Origin of the sequence: Bacillus taeanensis, assembly GCF_003318295.1 — a bacterium.
GTDB classification, from domain to species: Bacteria; Bacillota; Bacilli; order Bacillales; family UBA6769; genus Maribacillus; species Maribacillus taeanensis.
In genome coordinates, this window is the sequence record NZ_QOCW01000006.1 from 86,641 (window position 1) to 105,549 (window position 18,909).

Below are 18,909 nucleotides of genomic sequence, written 5' to 3' on the forward strand. Positions count from 1 at the left end.
CCTTCAATTTATCTTAATTTTTTTTTTCTTTCAACATAATTTTTAACTTTTTTCTAAATGTTAAGAAATTTACCTATGAACATGTACCTAAAACTTACAGCCCAAAAATATTTAACGGACGGCTGCCAACATAGGAGACAACACTTTTTGTTTCTGAATAAAGATCCAGTGTTTCAACTGATAATTCACGGCCAAAACCTGATTGCTTATAACCGCCAAACGGTGCGCCAGGAAATGCCGAAATCGGACTGTTAATCATGACAATACCAGCGCGAATCGCAGAAGCAATTCGATGAGCGCGGCCATAATCCTTTGTCCAAACCGCAGATCCAAGACCAAAGATCGTATCATTTGCCTGACGAATCACATCTTTTTCATCATTAAATTTCATCACAACAACAACAGGACCAAATACTTCTTCTTGGGCAATGCGCATATCGTTTGTCACATTTCCAATAATTGTCGGCATATACCAGTGTCCTTTTTCAAATTCTGGACCTTCTGGACGCTTGCCGCCGTATAACACTTCGCCGCCTTCTTCAACAGCTAGCTTTACATAACCGTCAATAACTTTTTCATGGCTATCCGAAATAACAGCACCAACGTGAACTTCTTTATTAAACGGATCGCCAAGCTTTAAACGACTTGCTTTTTCAATAAATTTCTCCATAAATTCATCATAAATATTTTCGTGAACGAATAAGCGGGAACGCGCTTCACAAGATTGACCTGTATTGTAGAAAATTCCGAATAATGAACCGTCAACAGCACCGTCAATATCACAATCATCGAACACGATATTTGGCGACTTTCCGCCTAATTCAAGCGTCACACGCTTTAATGTTTGCGAAGCTCTTGCCATAATGTCTTTACCTGTTTCTGTTTCTCCTGTAAACGCTACTTTATCAACACCAGGATGTTCTGTAATATATGGACCAATTTCAGAACCGCTTCCAGTAATCACATTGACAACGCCTTCCGGAACACCTGCTTCGTGACAAATATCAGCCAGCATATACGCTGTAAGCGGTGTATAGCTTGCCGGTTTTAATACAATCGTACAACCTGCCGCAAGCGCCGGAGCTACTTTCCAAGCTGCCATCATTAACGGGTAATTCCAAGGAATAATTTGTCCGCAAACACCGACAGGCTCTTTTACTGTATAGTTAAAAAACCCGTTTGGCATTGGATTTGTTTGTCCGCCAGCCGTTTGGATCGTCCCTGCATAAAATTCAAAGTCTTCAATTGCCTGGGTAATTTGACCTTGGGCTGCGGCAACCGTTTTTCCTGTGTTTAACACTTCAACACGAACGAGATCATTAAAACGACTTCTCATAATCTCAGCAATTTTAATTAAAAGACGCGCACGCTTTGCAGCAGTCATTCTCGGCCATTTTCCGCTTTCAAATGCTGTTCGAGCAGCTTCAACTGCTTTATCTACATCTTCTTTTGTCCCTTTAGCAACTTTTGCTAATACTTCCCCTGTCGCCGGGTTATGCACATCAAAATAGGCGCCGTTTGCGCTTTCAATATATTCACCATTAATAAATAATGGATAAGCCTCTTTTACGAGTTCATCTTTTGTAAGCACTTGATTTGTTTCGTTTACCATATAAACCCCTCCTCATTACAATTTTTCAAATACTGCTGCGATTCCCTGCCCGACGCCCACACACATTGTCGCAAGTCCATAGCGGCAATCTCTTTTTGCCATTTCATGAACGAGCGTTGTTACAATACGAGCGCCGCTGCAGCCGAGCGGGTGCCCTAAAGCGATTGCTCCGCCGTTAACATTTACTTTGTTAAAATCAAAGCCAAGTTCTTTTATACAAGCAAGTGATTGCGAAGCAAATGCCTCATTCAGTTCAATCAAATCAAGCTGATTAACCGTGATGTTTGCTCGCTGCAGTACTTTTCTTACCGCTGGAATTGGTCCAATTCCCATATAAGATGGATCCACTCCGGCAACAGCTGAAGCAACTACTCGAGCAAGCGGCTTTAAGCCAAGATTTTCCGCTGTTTCCCGCTCCATAACGAGAAGAGCACTCGCCCCATCATTAATACCGGAAGAATTTCCTGCTGTAACAGAGCCTCCTTCTTTAAAAGCTGGAGGTAGTTTCGCTAATTTCTCTAATGTTGTACCTGGTCGAATATGTTCATCCCTATCAAAAGTAAGCGGATCAGCCTTCCTTTGCGGCACTGAAATTGGAACAATCTCATCTTTGAACCGTCCGCTTTCAATAGCCTGCTGCGCTTTTTGCTGACTCATAACCGCAAATTCATCTTGTTCTTCTCTCGACACGCCATACTTATTGGCAACATTTTCAGCTGTCTCACCTAAACTAATTGGCGGATACATTTCGACAAGCTTTGGATTGACTAAACGCCAGCCGATTGTTGTATCATGCAGGGTCTGATTTCCTCTTGCACTGACAAGATGCGGCTTCATCATTACGTAAGGAGCACGCGTCATATTTTCAGTTCCGCCGGCAATAAATACATCGCCCTGCTCTGCTTTAATCGCAAATGCAGCATTATTTACAGCTTCAAGACCTGAACCACACAATCGGTTTACCGTCACCCCAGGAACCGATTCAGGCAATCCTGCTAATAAAAGCGACATTCTTGCCACATCACGATTGTCTTCGCCGCCTTGATTTGTACAGCCAAAGATGACGTCTTCTACTAAACTAGGATCAATTGGGTTACGTTTTAATAGTTCTTTCAGTACATGTGCTCCAAGATCATCTGCCCGTACATTTGTTAATGAACCGTTAAATTTTCCAATCGGTGTACGAACGGCATCGACAATAACTGCTTCTCTCATCTAACGGTCTCCCTTTCTGTTTGCTCTATATAAGAATAAATCCCTTTTCCAACTCGCTTGCCGCTCCAACCGGCAAGCACCATTTTTCTTAGAAGTGGGGCCGGGCGATATCTCTCCTCACCTAAATCTCGGTGTAATCCCCTTAAAACGGCGTATACATCTTCAAGTCCAATATTATCCGCCCACTCAAGCGGTCCAAACGGGTAGTTCGTTCCTTTTTTCATCGCTTCATCAATATCTTCTGGTGATGCTGTCCCTTCCATCATTGCAAACATTGCTTCATTAATAATAAGTGCCACAATTCTCGGAAACACAAGACCAATTTCATCTGCGACGATTTCTACTTCTTTTCCGAGTAGATCCAGTACATCACATGCCTGATTTAAAAAGGTTTGATTTGATTGAAGCGCCGGCGCTATTTCAAGTAAGCCGCGCGCTTCTAAATTCGAAAATGTCGCAAACCCGATTAATCGCTCTGAATGTTTCAACCATGATGCCGCTTCTGTTGCACTAACCCCCAGTACGGTCGTAACAATTAATGTATCGCTGTCAACAATATTTTCAATGTGCTGCAGCCGCTGTTTTTTCTCGAGCAAATCAAAGTTTATTGTTTCAATAACAACATCAATTTTTGAATACAATGCTGGATCATTTAATGAAAGAAGTTCAACTTCTTCAGCTTGGGCGCATGCTCCGCGAATTTCTTTTGCTAAATTATTGTCACCGCTGACAGCTATTTTGCATTTACTTTTCATACTCAAAGTAGCCACCTCCTGCTTTGCGCCCAAGTCTTCCGGATTGAACCATTCTTTCTTGATAAAAATGTGGACGGAACCGGCTTTCTCCAAATGAACCTTTATATACGGAAGCGGTTGTCGCAAAATTAATGTCAATTCCGATTAAATCCTGCAGTTCAAATGGCCCCATTTTAAATTGACCTGCCTTTTTTAGAATGCGGTCAATTTGTTCCGGCGAAGCAATTTGATCTTTCATGATTCGAATTGCTTCATTATAAAACGGCCGGGCAACTCGGTTTACGATAAATCCTGGTGTATCTTCGCAAATGACCGGCGTTTTATTTAATTCCTTCGCTAACTTATACAGAGCATCAATTGTTTCTTGTGATGTTTGGATGCCTTTAATCACTTCCACTAACGGCATCAGTGGGGCCGGATTAAAAAAGTGCATTCCTGCCACACGCGCTGGTGAACCGATTTGACTCGCAATCTCTGTAACTGAAAAAGAAGAAGTGTTTGTTGCAAGCAGCGTCTCACTGGAACAATAGTTTTCGAGCTTCTCAAAAATCTCTTTTTTAATTTCAATTTTTTCAGGTGCCGCTTCAATGACAACCTGACAATCTTTCATTTCTGAAAGATTCGCTGTACAGACTAAACTGTTTTTTACCTGTTCACCATTTTCATTTGTTAATTTCCCTTTTTCAACGAGGCGGTCAATTCGAGCGAAAATTGTTTTCCTGGCCCGGCTGACAATCTCTTCGGTAATATCATATAAAACGGTTTTATATCCTTCTTGAATAAGTACTTGTGCAATTCCCGATCCCATCGTGCCGGATCCGACTACACCAACTGTTTCGATGTTCATTTAGAAGATTTCACCTCACAATTCGGCGCTTCAGTCTGCCATCTTACATATTCAAAAACAGTGCGGCATTTATTGCAGTAATATTGACGAACTAATTGAGCCGTACCAAACGGCGAGTATATAGAAACATCTGTGGAATCGCAAAATGAACAATGTGGTTTTTTCGTATTATCCAGCATTGACGACAGCCTCATGACTTCTCATGCTTGCCATCTCTTTTTTAAATGTTTCTGTAAGATTTTCATCTTTCATAAGATAACCGGCAGCCGTTAATGCACCATTTTTTTCAATCGATTCGAGCCATTTTTCCGCTTCCACATAGCTTTCATTTAATGCGTTTTGAAAACGCTTCGGAATGGATCCGCTTTCATTTAATAGTTTAGCAGCCCAGCTTTTTGAATAAATAATATGTTCGTTTTGTTCTTTTAACAGCTTCGTAAAATGAGAAACAACTTCCTGATGCTCTGTTCTTACGATCGCTTTCATAAGAATATCAAAGGAAACATTTACTGTGTAAAGACCTGCAATTAAAGAAATCCAGTTATTAATTTCGACTATTGATGAAAAAGCTTTACCCGTTTGCTCGCTTACTTCAGGTTTTTTCCCTTTATGACCTTTCATATCAAATGTCCAGTTGTAAAGAAGACGAGCATGGCCAAGTTCTGCTTGAGCCATCGCAATCGCTGAAAGAGAAGCTTCTAAATCCGGACCGCCGACACCAACTTCCACAAGTCGATCACCGATAATATATTTGTTGTCTGCGATTGCTTCAATAACAGTAATTAGTTCACTTTGTGTTTCTATATTAGCCATTTAGTCCCACCTCCGCTTTAAACAATCCTTCTACTTCACGAACACAAACCATGTTTTCACGTCTTACAACAAACATCTCCACCCATTTTTCTTCATCATATACATAGTTGGCATACACCTTTGCCAGTTCATCTGTACTCGCTTCAACCGTTCCGATATGAGTTAGGTCATCTCCTCGTTTGATGCGGGTAAATACATCATAATCTCTATTTTTTTCTTTCGCTTCTATCATCGCGAGCTAACCCCCCAGCGCTTCATTTTTTGTCTTCCTTCTTCTGTCATTCGGTCAACCGTCCACGGTGGATCCCAAACAACGGTAATGTTTACATCATTCACGTTGTCTTCTTGGAGAAGACGATTTTTGATATCGCTTTCAATCCATGCCATACAAGCACATGCTGTTGTTGTGTACGTCATCGTTACATCCACAACACCACCTTTTTCTTTAATGCCATAGATGAGCCCCATATCAACAACACTAATCGGAAACTCCGGATCGCTTACATCTTTTAAGATGTTCCAATAATGTTCTTCAATATGATAAACAGGTTCAGCGAGTTTTTCCACGATTACACCACCTCTTTTCTGAAGTCTTCTAACTCGTGATATCCTTTCTGAATACGTGCAACAAACTCTTCGTTTTGAGGACCGCGATTTCTAAAACGCTGAATAACGTTTTCCCATGTATCCGGCTCGTCGTATAACCATTTCTTATTTTCAATATCGAACTTACATGGAAACGGAACATCAATTTCATATCTTCCTGTTTCTTCATTTAAATGTGCAGGTACTTTCACACCGATTGACTCACAGAAAGGAACCGCTGATGATAACCACTTTTGACGAAGCTCATCATTTGTTCTTCCTTTTAATTTGTAATCAAGCTGCGCTGAACGACTTTTCAATCCATCTGATACTCCGAAAAACTCCAACGCCATTAAAAACATCCAATCAACAGCTCGCTGTACTTCTTTTGCCGTTTCTTCATTTTTCATTGCAGCTTTCATAATGATTTCACCGTTACGAAGATGGAAAAGCTCTTCTTTATCTACTTTTACTAACGCTCTTTTCCACGGTCCATATGATGTATGTTCATGCGCGTCTCCTAACAGTGTATAACCTGCTCTGTCAAACAACCCGTTAAAAACACCTAACTCAATCCAGTTATCTAATTTAAAATCAAATGCATATGGATTTTTCCATCTGTTTGCTTGACGGTCGTACAAAAGACCTTCAACATCTTCACCAAGATCTTTCAACAAACGATAGGCAATATGCGCATGACCTATTTCATCCTGCATGACCGCAAGCGCGGTAATTTTATAGTTTAAGTTTGGCGCTTGATCATAGACTGTTAACAGCGGAGGTACGCTTAGAAGTTCTGTATCCCCAACAATAACCAGCGTTTGTTTTAATGCTTTTAAGTATTCTTCATTCATATCCTCAGAACGTTCAACAGTAAATCCCTTTTGAAGTTTTTCTAATAGCACTTCTTTATTTTCCAACTTAACCACCTCTTTTTATATTATGTTTTTATGAACATCGTCTATAATATATAATATAGAATATTCTAAAAAATTAGTCAACACTTTTTGTTAATTTTTATTATGTTTTTTTAACTATCGCATAAAAAAGGAACTCTTAAGCATTTGATTTATACTTAAGAGCTCGAAAAAGCAGCATTATGATGTTAAGGCTAAATATTTACTTTTCACTTCACTGTCGAGCTTCAACTCTTCAGGCGTACCGTCAAACACGACATATCCTTTATTTAAAATATATACATGATCGGCAAGCGCTAACGCCATCGAGAGATTTTGTTCAACCATCAACATCGATAATCCTTCTTCTTTCAATTTTTTAATAATCATCATTACTTCTCTTACCATAATTGGCGAAAGTCCTTCAGAAGGTTCATCTAATAAAAGCACTTCTGGATTTGTCATAAGCGCGCGACCAATTGAAATCATCTGCTGTTCACCGCCGCTTAAATTACCGCCCATCGATTTTTCCCGTTCCTTTAAACGTGGAAATAGTTCATAAATCTTCTCAAGTGTCCAACTCCCGCTTTTCGAGCTTCTAGCCGTTGTAAGTAAATTTTCTTTTACCGTTAAATTTGAAAAAACTCTACGTCCTTGGGGCACAAGACCAATTCCTGATTTTGCGATTTGAAAGCTCGTTTTACTTTGGATTTCTCTATTATCCAATAAGATTTTGCCTGTTTTTGAAGGGGAAAAGCCGATGACAGAATGAATGGTCGTTGTTTTTCCCATTCCGTTTCTTCCAAGCAGTACAGACATCTTTCCTTTTTGCACCTTTAGTGACACCCCATGTAAAATGTGACTTTCACCATAATACGTATGAATATCCTGAAGCTCAAGCATTATATCACCTCTTCTTTCCCGATATACATTTCCGTAACACGAGGATCGGTTTTAATTAAGCTTGGTTCCCCCTGCACAAGCACTTCACCGTTATTTAAGACGATTACTTTATCAGATACACCGAAAATCACGTCCAAATCATGCTCAATAATTAAAATTGTTAAATCTTCCGGTAAGCGGTTCAGTAAATCCAAAATATACTTTGTTTCTGCATTTGACATTCCGGCTGTCGGTTCATCAAGCAGCAGTACGTTAGGTTCAAGTGCAACCCCAAGTAAAATTTCAATTTGGCGCTGTTCGCCATATGAAAGATTTTTAACGAGTGTGTCGCGCCGGTCTGTTAAGTTCCAACGCTCAAGCAGCGAAGAAGCGCTTTCATAAATTTCCGAAAAATGCGGCTTGCTTAGCGGCTTAAACCATGTATTTTCTACACCCGCTTTTCGCTGCAGTACTAGAAGCAGGTTATCAAGTACAGATAACTCATTTAATAAATTATTTTTTTGAAACGTCCGAACCATTCCTCTGCATACTCGTTTATAGTTCGGTACATTCATTACATTTTTACCTTGATAAAAAATATTGCCTTTACTCGCTTCTAAGTCTCCGGCAATAATATTAAAAAGCGTTGTTTTACCTGCGCCGTTTCCCCCGATAATGCCGATGCGCTCGCCTTTTTTTACATCAAAGGAAATATCTTTTAAAATTTCAAGCCCGCCAAAGCTTTTGCCGATTTTTTCAACGGTTAATACACTTTCCATTTCTTACACCCCACCTTCATTAATTTTCTCGTTTTAATTCTTTTATTTTTACGAGTGATGGATTAAGTTTTTTGCGAAAACTCTGCTGAGAAAATAAGCCCGATGTGATGCCAACAATCCCTTTTGGGGCAAAGATTACAAATAAAATGAAAATGGTTCCGATAATAAGCATCCACAAATCAATATAGGAGCTGATAATCGTTTCTAAAATAACAATAAAAGCAGCACCGAGAACAGGTCCAAGCATCGTACCCGCTCCGCCGACAAGTACCATGATTAATACAGAACCGGACATCGTCCAATACACATCACTCGGAGAAACAAAACTGTTAAAGTACGTATATAGACAGCCTGCCGCTCCGCCTAAACCTCCGGCAATAACAAACGCTAAGTTTTTGTAAAACATCGTATTATAGCCCATTGACTTCATTCTTGTTTCATTTTCACGAATGCCAACTAGTATTTTTCCCAACGGTGAAGAAAGAAATCTTTTTAAAGAGAAATAGATTAGTAGAAAGATAACGAGAATTAGAAAGTAAAGAGCGAAGGAGTTTGAGAAATCGATTCCCGCTATTAACGTTGGTTTTGAAATACCTGACAATCCGTTCGTTCCTCCTGTTACACTTGTCCACTGGTGCACGAGCGAATAAATCATTTGCGAGAATGCGAGTGTTAACATCAAGAAGTAAAAGCCGCTTAATTTCGTACAGAAAAAGCCGATGACTGCTGATACTAAAATTGCGGCTAGAATTGCAGCAGCGAATGTTAAAAAGAGATTCGTTGAAAATGTTTTAGAAATATAACCTGCTGTATATGCTCCTACTCCAAAAAAAGCGGCATGTCCGAGTGAGACGAGTCCTGTATAACCAACAAGAATGTTTAAACTTAGCGCAAAAATGCCTAAAATTAAAATCTCTGTTACGATACTCATATAAAAGCTTGAGAGCAAAAAAGGCAGTAAACAAAGGGCAGCAACTGCGGTTGTTATTTTTATAACTTGTCCTTTCACGATTACGCCACCTTCCCTAATAGACCTTTTGGTTTAACAACTAAAATGAGTGCCATGACAGCAAAAGGTAAAAATAAACTTAACTCCGGAAGTAAAAAGCGGCTGAACGTTTCAAGCAGCCCGATTAAAATACTTGCAATAAATGTTCCGGCGATCGAGCCAAGTCCTCCGATAACAAGGACAACAAGCGCTAAAATTAATGTTTGAAATTCCATGCCCGGGAAAATCCCAAGAATCGGTGCTGCAACAACACCGCCAAATCCTGCGAGTACACCGCCAAAAATAAAGACACTTGTAAATACAAGCTTAATGTTCACTCCTAAGCCGCTGATCATTTCTTTGTCGCTTAACCCCGCACGGATAATCGCACCCCATCTTGTTTTTTCTTGAATCACCCATAAAATAACGGCAATGATAAGACCGATTGCAATAACAGCTAAACGATAAACAGGAAATGTTTGATTAAATACAGATACTGATCCTGATAAAGAAGCCGGTACTGCCAATGACAGCACATTCGTCCCCCAGATCCAATGAGCAAGGTCGTGAAATACATAAGCAAGCCCGAACGTTAATAATACTTGCGAAAGATGTCCTAAATGATACGTTGTTCGCAGTAATCCAACCTCTACAATAAGACTGATTACCGCAACAAGTATAGGAGCAGCGATAAGGGCTAACCAAAAGTTTGAAAATGCGCTGTTTGTAATTGTAAAAGCAATATAAGCACCAAGCATATAAAGCGAACCGTGCGCTAAATTCAATACTCCCATTACACCAAAGACGAGAGCTAAACCGCTTGTTATAACAAATAACAATAAGCCGTATGATAATCCGTTAACAAGCTGAACACCAAGTATATCCATCGTATAACCTCCTCGAATACTAAGTTTCTTTCTAAAAAAAGAGGGTTGACTTCTTAGGGTCAACCCCCATTTTTTATTGCTTTACCTTTACTTTCCTGGATCTTGTACGTTTTCAATTGTTTCAATGACTTTGTTTTCTGTTTTACCGTCCTTTACTTCTGTTTCAATAATGTACATATTTTGGATAATATGATGTGTTTCTTGATCAAACTGAATCGGCCCGCGCGGACTTGTAAATGATACTTCAGAAATTGCTTTTACAATATTATCTGAGCTGGAAAGATCTCCTTTAAGCGATTTAACCGCCTCAACGATAATGCGCGCTGCATCATAGCCTTCTAACGACTCTAAGCTAGGTCTTTCATTGTATTTCGCTTCATAGGCTTTTACAAACTCTTGGTTTTCCGGCGTATCTAAATTGTAATCCCAGAAGATTGATGCATTAATTCCTTCTCCTGACGTTCCCTGCGAGCCTCGTACATCTTCAGATACTAACCATCCTGAACCAATTAAAGGAACTTTTCCTTTTAATCCGTACTGTTCATACTGCTGCACAAATCTTACCGCATCGCTTCCGGCGAAGAATGCATATACCCCATCAGCGTCCGCACTGTTCATTTTTGTAAGATATGACGCATAATCGTTGTTACCAAGCGGCGGGAATACTTCTTCAACAATTGTTCCGCCGGCACTTTCATAAGCTTCCTTAAAAGCATCTGCTACTTCATGACCGAATGCATAATCAGCAGCCGCTATGTAAAGCTTGTCCCCCACATTGTCATACGCCCACTGTCCTAAAGAGTGACCAATCTGCCAAGAAGAGAAAGAAGAGCGCCAAATATAATCGCTTCGTTTACTTCTCGTTAAATCATTTCCGCCTGCATGTGAAACAAGAAGCGGTACTTTTTTACTTTCTACTTCATCACGAATTGCATAAGCAACAGCCGTACTAACAGGACCTGTTAAAATATTTACTTTATCTTGATCCATTAATTTCCGAGCTTTCCGAAGAGCAACCTGCGGATCTACTTCAGTATCTTCATACACAATTTCGATTTTCTTTCCTTCCACTTCCCAATTCACACTTTCAAAATAAAGCTCCATTCCATTTGCAAGGTTTTTACCTAAAGAAGCATAAACACCCGAAGCTGGCAGGAGCGCGCCAATTTTAAGAGTCTCTCCATCTGATTCTGCCGCTGTTTCTGTGTCACTGACGCAAGCTGTCATTACAAACATTGAAAAAATAAGCAGTAAAGAAATTAATAGTTTAAATTTCATTATCATCACCTCAGCGCTCTTATTTTTTTATTTTTTGTTTTTAGGAAAACACCTCGCAAAAAGATAACGCTTTCATTTTTCCTGTTAAAACCTTCCCCCTTTACATCTCCTGCTCAGTTTTCTATTTCTCAACCTCCTTAAATCTAAATTTTCTTAACTTTTCAAATATTATTATATCTATTTTAGTGATAATTTTCAATCGTTTTTTTAACTAACGTTTAAAAAACATAATTATAATTCCATTACTTTTTACTTAGAATGTGTAAAAAAAGGAATCTATTAACCAATAATAGATTCCCATTCAAATAAAAAATTCTTATTTTTATTCTTATTAAACAACAATTTTATGTTTATTTCCTTCATAATAAACAACATTATCTTCGGTTTTTTTTCTTAATTTATCGCTTCTTACCAAGTATTCAAGGTGTGCCAACGTTTCAGCCATCGCAAAACGCCATTGATGAGCCGTCAATTTTTTTGCGTTAAATGTTTGCACAGCCACTTCATAAGCTGTACAACCTCGAGCAGCTAATAACTCCATCTTTTTTAACCTTTCGTCGTGATGACATAATAATTTATCAATGCGATCTTTTAAGTTAAGAATGATTTCTCCATGAGCCGGAAAGACTTCTTTAACGCTAAATTTTGATACAAGTTTAAGAGAATGAAAATAGTTTTTTAAAGGGTTGTCACTACCGCCAGGCCATAGGCTAATATTAGGAGTGATTTTATCAAGAATATGATCACCGGCAATTAACAGTTCTTCTTCAGGTTCATAAAAACAAACATGACCATCACTATGACCAGGAACTGCAATAACCTCCCATCTCTTATCTCCAAGCAGTATTTTCTTTTCTGTTAGCTCAGTGAAATTCGGAAGCGGTGCAATATGTTTCGTCAGCTCATTCATATGTTCAGCGATATTGTCTGCTAGCTTAATAGGAACCCCATTTTCTACAGCCATTTCACCTATTTGTTTTGCCTGATTGTTTCCGTTCATAAAAACATGGGTAAACATTGCCATATCCGTTTGACTCATATATACTTTTGCACCCGTTAACTGCTGCATCCATCCTGATAATCCGGAATGATCAGGATGAAAATGCGTTAAATAAATTTTAGTCACCTGTTTAGGATCAATGTTTAATTCAGAAAAGATATGAAGCCAAGCCTCTTTCGCAGGTTGGTCACTAAATCCTGTATCAATTAAAATGACTTCCTGCTCCATTTTAAATAAATAACAATACACATATTTCATCGGAAACGGTACAGGAATTGCAAGTCTGAATAAATTCTCCCTTAACTGCTTAATCATTATTTCACACCTCTTTTATGAATTTTTCCAAACAGGTTCCCGCTTTTCAAGAAATGAATGCAGCCCTTCCTGTGCATCATTTGTTCTAACAAGATCTTGTAAATAAATTTGCTCAACTTCTCCAATTGCACTGGAGAAACTTGATGTCATACTTTTTCGGATTGCTTTTTTCATTAATGAAAGCGCAAGCGGACTTTTACTGCGGAAATTGCTTAAAAGTTTTTCAATACTGCTGTCTAATTCTTCTCTCGCAACAATTCGATTTACAAGCCCATATTCGTAAGCTTTCTGTGCGTCAATTGTTTCACCGGTGAGCAGCAGCTCCATTGTACGATTTAAACCCATTAACCATGGGAAAGATACGACGGAAACAGGAGGGAATAACCCTAAATTAATTTCAGGTTGACCAAATTTAGCTTTTTCTGTTGCAATGACAATATCGCAAAACGTCGCTACTTCACAGCCGCCTCCTAATGCCGCGCCGTCAACAACAGCAATTGTCGGACATTGAACGCGTGCTAAAATATGAAACATTTTATGAAATAAATGAATCATCGGTTCTGTTTTGTCTCCTAAATGATCTTCAATCGCGACACCAGCTGAAAAAGCTTTTCCTTCTGCTTTAATTACTAAGGCAGTTAAACTATTATTCTTGCAAACTGTTTCAAGAGCATCTACGATTTCTTCCATCATCTCCATGTTTAATACATTCACAGGCGGTCTATTGAACGTTAACACTGCTGTACTGTTTTCAACATAAAATGAAATCGTCTCATATTGCTTCATTTTCAATTCCTCCTTAATTATCACTATTTCAAATTACTTCCCTTGGAACACCGGTGCTCGTTTCTCTTTAAATGCCTCCAATGCCTCAAGGCGGTCTTCTGTTGGAATAATGACTTCGTAAGCTTTCGCTTCAAGCGCAATGCCTGTGTGAAGATCAACACCACTGCCGTGATTGATCGCATATTTTGCCTGTCTTACCGCAAGCGGCCCATTTTTCATGATTTCAGCAGCTAACTCTTTTGCTTCTTCTAATAACGAGCTTTGCACGACTTTATTTAAAATACCCCAGTGTTCTGCTTGATTGGCGTTTATTTTTCTTGCTGTTAAAATTAATTCTTTTGCCCTTGATATTCCAATTAAGCGTGACAGTCTTTGGGTTCCTCCTGCACCGGGAATAATCGCCCAGCTTACTTCTGTTAGTCCCATTACAGCGCTTGGGGCGGCATAACGAAAATCACACGCTAATGCAAGTTCAAACCCTCCGCCAAGTGCGTAGCCGTTAATGGCCGCAATGGTAGGCTGCGGAAGCTCTTCAATTTTATTAAACACATCGCGGATTTTTGAAACATTTCGGCGTACTTCTTTTTCAGTTAAATGCTTTCTTTCTTTTAAATCAGCACCCGCACTAAACGCTTTTTCACCTGCCCCTGTAAAAATGATCGTACGCACTTCAACATCCAGCTTAAGTTCTTCTACTGCCTCTTCAAGCTGTACTAATGTTTCATAATCAAAACAATTTAGCTGCTCTGGACGATTTAATGTTACGACAGCTAAATGCTGATATTTTTCTACAGTAACCTTTTTCACGTTTTATTCACCCCGCAATTTCTGCATGATTATAAAAATTAACCATCTAATACAATACGTTTTTATTACGACCGTTGAAATTATGTAAATGAAACGGTATAAGAAAACGACTTACCTATATTTATAAGTCGTTCTATCTTTTGTTTATTTTCGTTTTCAGCGTTTTACTAATCATCAATTACTCATATAGACTTCAGAAAAGGGATTAATCGCTTTTTCACGATTTAGTTTATGATCTTGATCTGGTGCTTGCTCAAATAACGAATCAAAGTATCGAACCGCTCGTACCGAAATAAGCTGATGAATGTTCCAAAACAGCTCCCTTGCTTTTGTCCCATTCCAATCATCCGGTAATAAATCAACTGGAAAACCAGGATCTTTAAAAAGGAATTTTCGGTAATTATGAACAAGAGACGTTCGTTCAAGAAAACATTCTTTATCGGTTAATGTTTCATCCCAAGCCTTCTCTTTTAATACTTCATGAACTTGTTCGTACTGCTTAATAAACTGTAAATACTCTTCAGAAAGGGTTTCCAAATCCCAGCCTTTTTTAATAATATCTTCATTATCATGAGAAACGATCGAACTTGAACTAAATAAAACGGTGTTATTTTCTAATTCATATGTTTGAATCATTTCCATTACTTGCTTTTCAAGAGAATTAGGGCTTACCCATGTGCTGTTTGAAATCATCCCAAATCCTGTCCAGTTTAATTCTTTGCGAATTTGGTTACGCAGTGCACGTTTTTCTTCTGGAATCGAGTACGTCATAATTCGCCAATAGCCATCCCATTTTTGACTGCGAATGGAATAGACGCGCTGATGACCATCATCAATACGGCGTTTTCCCTTTTCGGTCATGGAATAATAGCTGCGGTTTCCAATTTTTCGAACCTGCATCAAATCCTGCTGCACCATTCGTAAGATCGCACCACGCACAGACGATTCAGAAATTCCAAACTCCTTCATCATTTTAATTAAGCTGCCAACCCACACTTCTCCGCCATAAAATTGAATATAATCCCCATAAAGTGTAAACATCAATGATCTTGGTTTCATAATTTTCACCTTCAATTATTATTTCAACTTGTACCTTTTAGGGTATTGCAATTATTCGATTTTTGCAACAACTTATTCCCTTTACAGCAGGAAGAGCAGCAATTAATTTTTAGGCGCTTAACCACGGATTTTTTTGCGTAAACTCTACTTCCACTTTTTCTTGTAACACTTCTCTTATTTCATCCGGAATGAGAACAGCTTTATACTTCCCTTCAACCTCTTTTACCCAGCCGCGTACTTCATAACCGTGTCCTGTTCTCGTGTCTCCTCTATATACTTCATGCTTAAGCTTAATCGTTTTTCGGTTAATTTCTTCGACCACCGTTTTAATCGTAATAATATCATCATATAAAAGCGGTTCTTCAAATGAACATCTTGCATCTAGTAAAGGAATAATGACATTATGCTTTTCCTCAAGCTCGGACGGGGCAAGACCGATACTGCGAAAAAATTGGTGGCCGGCAATGTCAAACCACTTAAAATAATTCGGATAATAGACGATTCCAGCTTTGTCAGTGTCTCCCCAATTGATTCGTAATTGAAACTTATTTTCTCTCATACTGCTTTTTCCCCCTTCCTCCTGTCCAAAAGCCTTCCGGATCCATTGAACGGATCGCCTCCAGTTCCTCAGGAGATGGTATTGGTGTTTCGATTAAATTGTCACTTACTTTCAGCTCCCACCCTGTGTTTTCCTGTACTTCTTCTATTGAAACATTTGGGTGAATTGAAGCAAGCTCAAGCTCTTTCGTTTCAGGATTAGGCGTCATTAAACCTAAATTTGTAATTAATGTTCCGACACCGCCGCGCGGCAAACCTACTTCTTCACGCCAATTATAGCCGCTCCCGTAGCCAGGCGATGTAATATAATCGACTTTATCTTTCAATCTTCTTTTTTCGTGATTCATAATCACTAATAACCGCTCTGAAAGGGAAGCAAAATCAGCACCGCCGCCGCTTCCCGGCAGCTTTACTTTTGTTTCTTTGTAGTCACCAATATATGAAGTGTTAATGTTGCCGAATTTATCCACTTCCGCTCCGCCGATAAAACCGACATTCACTAAGCCCTGCTGTAGGAGAAACATCAGATTATTTGTTGTTGTACACCACTGTGATCCCGTAAGATTCGGTGTATCACCCATCGTATATAAAAACTCCTTTGACGGGGAATCTCTCACAATGCCGCAGTCATAAAAACCGACAGCGTTCGGTGCATGCGTCATTTTCGCCAGCGAAAAGGCAAGAATCGGGAGCCTCGTTCCAACAATAACAACTTCATGATCTTTAATCTCTCTTGAGGCGGCAACAACCATTAATTCCTCAGCTGTATAATCCATTTCACTCCCCCCCTTTTTTTATTTATTGATGCGCATAATTCACTTTTTCAGCATGTACTTCACTTTTTATTTTAAGTTCTTCAAATTCTTGAATTAATGCAACATACTCTTCATGAGAACCGACGCTGTACACCCATTTATTTAACCAATTTTTAAACCCAGTCTCGTCTTTTGTTTCCTTCCCATAGTCATGGAAAAACTCATGATGGCGCTTATAATACCCCTGCATTGGCGATGGATGACAAAATGCCGGACAGTGAACAACAGATGTGACTTTGAAGTTTGGAGCGAGTACACGGTTGGGATCGCTTTCAATCGTCCTTTTAGAAACAATTTCATCAGCAAGCAAAATAACCTTTTTACTTGCGAGCGCCGCATCTTGGGAGACACCGATATTTCCCCAAAGATGAGCCCCTCCTGTTTCGTCTGCACGCTGTACGCCTAGAATTGCAACATTTGGATTTAAAGCCGGGACATAGACAAGTGTTTCTTCCCCAATCGGTGATTTTCCAACTTGTAATTTCGGATTACTTTTTAAAATATCTGTCCCGAGTAATGACTTTGTCGGTAAAAACGGTACCCCCATTGCACCTGCTAATAACGATAGTCCAAATGTAAAATTGCTGTGATCTTCTATTTCAATTTTGTGAGGAATTCCTTTTTCAACAGCCCGGCGATAATTATAGCCAAGCCCTGCACTGACGTTGCCTGTCCATGCCGTAACCACTTTTTGAACAGCACCGGCGCCAATCATCATATCTAGTAAAATATCGGAAATAGGCGCTAATAATGTAAGATTTTTCTTTTCCTGACGCAATATTTCGTACGCTCCGGCAAAAGGAATAATCGGCTCAAGACAGGCTCCCATTAAAACGGAATCACCATCCTGTACATGCTCAGAAATGGCTTCACTTAATGTTTGCAATTTTGTACTCATAACTGACCACATCCATTTTCCTCTATATTTCTAATATAAATGGTTTCTATTCGATCGTTATAAAAGCGTTCTGTTTATTTCGCAGTGAAATTACACTAATTCCCTGTCCTTTAAAGTGGGAAAGAGCAATACCGATTGTTTCTTTTCATCGATATTGCTTTCCCATTTTTCATGCTATTATTGACCTTTCCACTCTGCAGGACGTTTTTCAATGAAAGAGCTTAATCCTTCTTTTGCATCTTGTGAGCGGAATAATAGATTTTGCAGTTCACCTTCATAACGGATGGCCACGTTTAACGGCATTTCTTTTCCATTCATGATTGAAAGCTTAATGTTAGAAGCAGCGTATGCAGCGCTGTTTGCAACTTTTCTTGCATATTCACGCGTTTTTTCCAATGTTTCTTCTTGAGGGAATACGCGATCAACTAAGCCGATTTCTAATGCTTCCTGCGGTGAAATCGTATCACCTGTAATATTTAAGTCTAGAGCTTTTGAGTGACCAACTTGACGCGCTAAACGCTGTGTACCACCTGTTCCGGCAAGAACACCTAAGCTGATTTCCGGAAGACCAATTTTTCCAGCTTGATCACCCATGAAGCGAAGATCACATCCAAGCGCCATTTCAAGACCGCCGCCAACTGTATGTCCTTCAAGGCATGCAATCCAAATTTGCGGTGAACGGGCAATTTTATCAAGTGTTTCATTACAGAAAAGACAGAATTGCGTTTTAAAGCGCGGCTCTGCAGCTTTTAAGAAATTAATATCAGCACCTGCAGAAAAGAACTTCGGCATATCGCTCATTAGAATAACTACTTTAATCTCATTATCAAAGCGAATATCATCAATTGCAGCATTTAATTCTTTATAAAACTCCAAGCTGTAAGAATTTGTTTTGTTAACGTGTAAATGAACTTCTGCTACTCCGTTTTCTTTTACTACTGTAAGCGTTTTTGTTTTTTCAGTTGTTGTTGTCATTTGTAAATCCCTCCTGAATTTTTTATTATGGTTTTTTTACTTACGTTTATAATACATAATATAAATAACATCTCTTCTTTTTACAAATCTCATTTTCCGTCAATTTACCGATTTTATTATGAAAATGCTTTCATTTACTCTTTTTTCCTTTAAATACCT

Annotated in this window: 22 protein-coding genes; all 22 read right to left on the reverse strand. The window is 39.1% G+C overall.

All coding sequences use genetic code 11. The features are described 5' to 3' along the window. Nucleotides 1-94: 94 nt before the first annotated feature. The 22 genes from DS031_RS07855 to DS031_RS07960 all read right to left on the reverse strand — a co-directional run bounded on the left by DS031_RS07855 (nucleotide 95) and on the right by DS031_RS07960 (nucleotide 18,750). Nucleotides 95-1,612 (reverse strand): aldehyde dehydrogenase family protein, encoded by a 1,518-nt coding sequence (locus tag DS031_RS07855; protein WP_113805387.1) that lies wholly within the window; start codon nucleotides 1,610-1,612, stop codon nucleotides 95-97. A 15-nt stretch (nucleotides 1,613-1,627) separates the two neighbouring features. Further along, nucleotides 1,628-2,827: a thiolase family protein gene (locus DS031_RS07860; protein ID WP_113805388.1), complete on the reverse strand. Its 1,200-nt coding sequence runs from the start codon at nucleotides 2,825-2,827 to the stop codon at nucleotides 1,628-1,630. Further along, nucleotides 2,824-3,582 carry a 3-hydroxyacyl-CoA dehydrogenase family protein gene (locus DS031_RS07865; RefSeq protein WP_113805389.1) on the reverse strand — a complete coding sequence of 253 codons (759 nt, stop codon included), beginning with the start codon at nucleotides 3,580-3,582 and terminating at the stop codon, nucleotides 2,824-2,826. The genes DS031_RS07860 and DS031_RS07865 overlap by 4 nt, the downstream gene beginning before the upstream one ends. Then, entirely contained in the window at nucleotides 3,572-4,429 is an 858-nt protein-coding gene (locus DS031_RS07870) for a 3-hydroxyacyl-CoA dehydrogenase NAD-binding domain-containing protein (protein ID WP_113805390.1), read from the reverse strand. Before DS031_RS07870 ends, DS031_RS07865 begins: the two co-directional genes overlap by 11 nt. Further along, nucleotides 4,426-4,608 (reverse strand): PaaD-like zinc ribbon domain-containing protein, encoded by a 183-nt coding sequence (locus DS031_RS07875; protein ID WP_113805391.1) that lies wholly within the window; start codon nucleotides 4,606-4,608, stop codon nucleotides 4,426-4,428. Before DS031_RS07875 ends, DS031_RS07870 begins: the two co-directional genes overlap by 4 nt. After that, nucleotides 4,598-5,242: a Phenylacetic acid catabolic protein gene (locus tag DS031_RS07880; RefSeq protein WP_113805392.1), complete on the reverse strand. Its 645-nt coding sequence runs from the start codon at nucleotides 5,240-5,242 to the stop codon at nucleotides 4,598-4,600. Before DS031_RS07880 ends, DS031_RS07875 begins: the two co-directional genes overlap by 11 nt. After that, the gene (locus tag DS031_RS07885) at nucleotides 5,235-5,474 is read right to left on the reverse strand and encodes a hypothetical protein (RefSeq protein WP_181833065.1); all 240 of its coding nucleotides are present in this window, start codon (nucleotides 5,472-5,474) and stop codon (nucleotides 5,235-5,237) included. Before DS031_RS07885 ends, DS031_RS07880 begins: the two co-directional genes overlap by 8 nt. Next, entirely contained in the window at nucleotides 5,471-5,809 is a 339-nt protein-coding gene (locus DS031_RS07890) for a metal-sulfur cluster assembly factor (protein ID WP_113805393.1), read from the reverse strand. The genes DS031_RS07885 and DS031_RS07890 overlap by 4 nt, the downstream gene beginning before the upstream one ends. Before the next feature lie 2 nt (nucleotides 5,810-5,811). After that, a complete protein-coding gene (locus DS031_RS07895; RefSeq protein WP_113805394.1) occupies nucleotides 5,812-6,747 on the reverse strand; it encodes a Phenylacetic acid catabolic protein in 936 nt (311 codons plus the stop codon). Between the two features lie 177 nt (nucleotides 6,748-6,924). Then, nucleotides 6,925-7,626 (reverse strand): ABC transporter ATP-binding protein, encoded by a 702-nt coding sequence (locus DS031_RS07900; RefSeq protein WP_113805395.1) that lies wholly within the window; start codon nucleotides 7,624-7,626, stop codon nucleotides 6,925-6,927. Beyond that, nucleotides 7,626-8,384 carry an ABC transporter ATP-binding protein gene (locus DS031_RS07905; RefSeq protein ID WP_113805396.1) on the reverse strand — a complete coding sequence of 253 codons (759 nt, stop codon included), beginning with the start codon at nucleotides 8,382-8,384 and terminating at the stop codon, nucleotides 7,626-7,628. Before DS031_RS07905 ends, DS031_RS07900 begins: the two co-directional genes overlap by 1 nt. Before the next feature lie 19 nt (nucleotides 8,385-8,403). Further along, nucleotides 8,404-9,393 (reverse strand): branched-chain amino acid ABC transporter permease, encoded by a 990-nt coding sequence (locus tag DS031_RS07910; RefSeq protein ID WP_245947275.1) that lies wholly within the window; start codon nucleotides 9,391-9,393, stop codon nucleotides 8,404-8,406. A 2-nt stretch (nucleotides 9,394-9,395) separates the two neighbouring features. After that, the gene (locus DS031_RS07915) at nucleotides 9,396-10,259 is read right to left on the reverse strand and encodes a branched-chain amino acid ABC transporter permease (RefSeq protein ID WP_113805397.1); all 864 of its coding nucleotides are present in this window, start codon (nucleotides 10,257-10,259) and stop codon (nucleotides 9,396-9,398) included. Nucleotides 10,260-10,346: 87 nt separating this feature from the next. After that, entirely contained in the window at nucleotides 10,347-11,537 is a 1,191-nt protein-coding gene (locus DS031_RS07920) for an ABC transporter substrate-binding protein (protein ID WP_425451945.1), read from the reverse strand. A gap of 331 nt (nucleotides 11,538-11,868) precedes the next feature. Beyond that, nucleotides 11,869-12,852 (reverse strand): MBL fold metallo-hydrolase, encoded by a 984-nt coding sequence (locus DS031_RS07925; RefSeq protein WP_113805399.1) that lies wholly within the window; start codon nucleotides 12,850-12,852, stop codon nucleotides 11,869-11,871. Nucleotides 12,853-12,867: 15 nt separating this feature from the next. Further along, nucleotides 12,868-13,638, reverse strand: coding sequence for an enoyl-CoA hydratase/isomerase family protein (locus DS031_RS07930; RefSeq protein WP_113805400.1), 771 nt, complete (start codon nucleotides 13,636-13,638; stop codon nucleotides 12,868-12,870). A 33-nt stretch (nucleotides 13,639-13,671) separates the two neighbouring features. Beyond that, on the reverse strand, nucleotides 13,672-14,445 hold the full coding sequence (locus DS031_RS07935) for an enoyl-CoA hydratase-related protein (protein WP_113805401.1): 774 nt from the start codon (nucleotides 14,443-14,445) through the stop codon (nucleotides 13,672-13,674). 174 nt (nucleotides 14,446-14,619) lie between these two features. Then, nucleotides 14,620-15,504, reverse strand: a complete 885-nt coding sequence (gene paaX / locus DS031_RS07940) for a phenylacetic acid degradation operon negative regulatory protein PaaX (RefSeq protein ID WP_113805402.1) — start codon at nucleotides 15,502-15,504, stop codon at nucleotides 14,620-14,622. A gap of 109 nt (nucleotides 15,505-15,613) precedes the next feature. After that, the gene (locus DS031_RS07945) at nucleotides 15,614-16,063 is read right to left on the reverse strand and encodes an acyl-CoA thioesterase (RefSeq protein ID WP_113805403.1); all 450 of its coding nucleotides are present in this window, start codon (nucleotides 16,061-16,063) and stop codon (nucleotides 15,614-15,616) included. Further along, nucleotides 16,050-16,838, reverse strand: a complete 789-nt coding sequence (locus DS031_RS07950) for a CoA-transferase subunit beta (protein ID WP_113805404.1) — start codon at nucleotides 16,836-16,838, stop codon at nucleotides 16,050-16,052. Before DS031_RS07950 ends, DS031_RS07945 begins: the two co-directional genes overlap by 14 nt. 22 nt (nucleotides 16,839-16,860) lie before the next feature. Continuing rightward, nucleotides 16,861-17,775: a CoA transferase subunit A gene (locus tag DS031_RS07955; protein WP_113805529.1), complete on the reverse strand. Its 915-nt coding sequence runs from the start codon at nucleotides 17,773-17,775 to the stop codon at nucleotides 16,861-16,863. Between the two features lie 177 nt (nucleotides 17,776-17,952). After that, nucleotides 17,953-18,750, reverse strand: a complete 798-nt coding sequence (locus DS031_RS07960; protein ID WP_113805405.1) for an enoyl-CoA hydratase/isomerase family protein — start codon at nucleotides 18,748-18,750, stop codon at nucleotides 17,953-17,955. Nucleotides 18,751-18,909: the final 159 nt, after the last annotated feature.

Excerpts from the sequence above, each read along its gene's own strand:
- DS031_RS07855 (WP_113805387.1), bottom strand. The coding sequence starts at position 1,612 with ATGGTAAACGAAACAAATCAAGTGCTTACAAAAGATGAACTCGTAAAA.
- DS031_RS07860 (WP_113805388.1), bottom strand. The coding sequence starts at position 2,827 with ATGAGAGAAGCAGTTATTGTCGATGCCGTTCGTACACCGATTGGAAAA.
- DS031_RS07865 (WP_113805389.1), bottom strand. The coding sequence starts at position 3,582 with ATGAAAAGTAAATGCAAAATAGCTGTCAGCGGTGACAATAATTTAGCA.
- DS031_RS07870 (WP_113805390.1), bottom strand. The coding sequence starts at position 4,429 with ATGAACATCGAAACAGTTGGTGTAGTCGGATCCGGCACGATGGGATCG.
- DS031_RS07875 (WP_113805391.1), bottom strand. The coding sequence starts at position 4,608 with ATGCTGGATAATACGAAAAAACCACATTGTTCATTTTGCGATTCCACA.
- DS031_RS07880 (WP_113805392.1), bottom strand. The coding sequence starts at position 5,242 with ATGGCTAATATAGAAACACAAAGTGAACTAATTACTGTTATTGAAGCA.
- DS031_RS07885 (WP_181833065.1), bottom strand. The coding sequence starts at position 5,474 with ATGATAGAAGCGAAAGAAAAAAATAGAGATTATGATGTATTTACCCGC.
- DS031_RS07900 (WP_113805395.1), bottom strand. The coding sequence starts at position 7,626 with ATGCTTGAGCTTCAGGATATTCATACGTATTATGGTGAAAGTCACATT.
- DS031_RS07905 (WP_113805396.1), bottom strand. The coding sequence starts at position 8,384 with ATGGAAAGTGTATTAACCGTTGAAAAAATCGGCAAAAGCTTTGGCGGG.
- DS031_RS07915 (WP_113805397.1), bottom strand. The coding sequence starts at position 10,259 with ATGGATATACTTGGTGTTCAGCTTGTTAACGGATTATCATACGGCTTA.
- DS031_RS07920 (WP_425451945.1), bottom strand. The coding sequence starts at position 11,537 with ATGAAATTTAAACTATTAATTTCTTTACTGCTTATTTTTTCAATGTTT.
- DS031_RS07925 (WP_113805399.1), bottom strand. The coding sequence starts at position 12,852 with ATGATTAAGCAGTTAAGGGAGAATTTATTCAGACTTGCAATTCCTGTA.
- DS031_RS07930 (WP_113805400.1), bottom strand. The coding sequence starts at position 13,638 with ATGAAGCAATATGAGACGATTTCATTTTATGTTGAAAACAGTACAGCA.
- paaX (WP_113805402.1), bottom strand. The coding sequence starts at position 15,504 with ATGAAACCAAGATCATTGATGTTTACACTTTATGGGGATTATATTCAA.
- DS031_RS07945 (WP_113805403.1), bottom strand. The coding sequence starts at position 16,063 with ATGAGAGAAAATAAGTTTCAATTACGAATCAATTGGGGAGACACTGAC.
- DS031_RS07950 (WP_113805404.1), bottom strand. The coding sequence starts at position 16,838 with ATGGATTATACAGCTGAGGAATTAATGGTTGTTGCCGCCTCAAGAGAG.
- DS031_RS07955 (WP_113805529.1), bottom strand. The coding sequence starts at position 17,775 with ATGAGTACAAAATTGCAAACATTAAGTGAAGCCATTTCTGAGCATGTA.
- DS031_RS07960 (WP_113805405.1), bottom strand. The coding sequence starts at position 18,750 with ATGACAACAACAACTGAAAAAACAAAAACGCTTACAGTAGTAAAAGAA.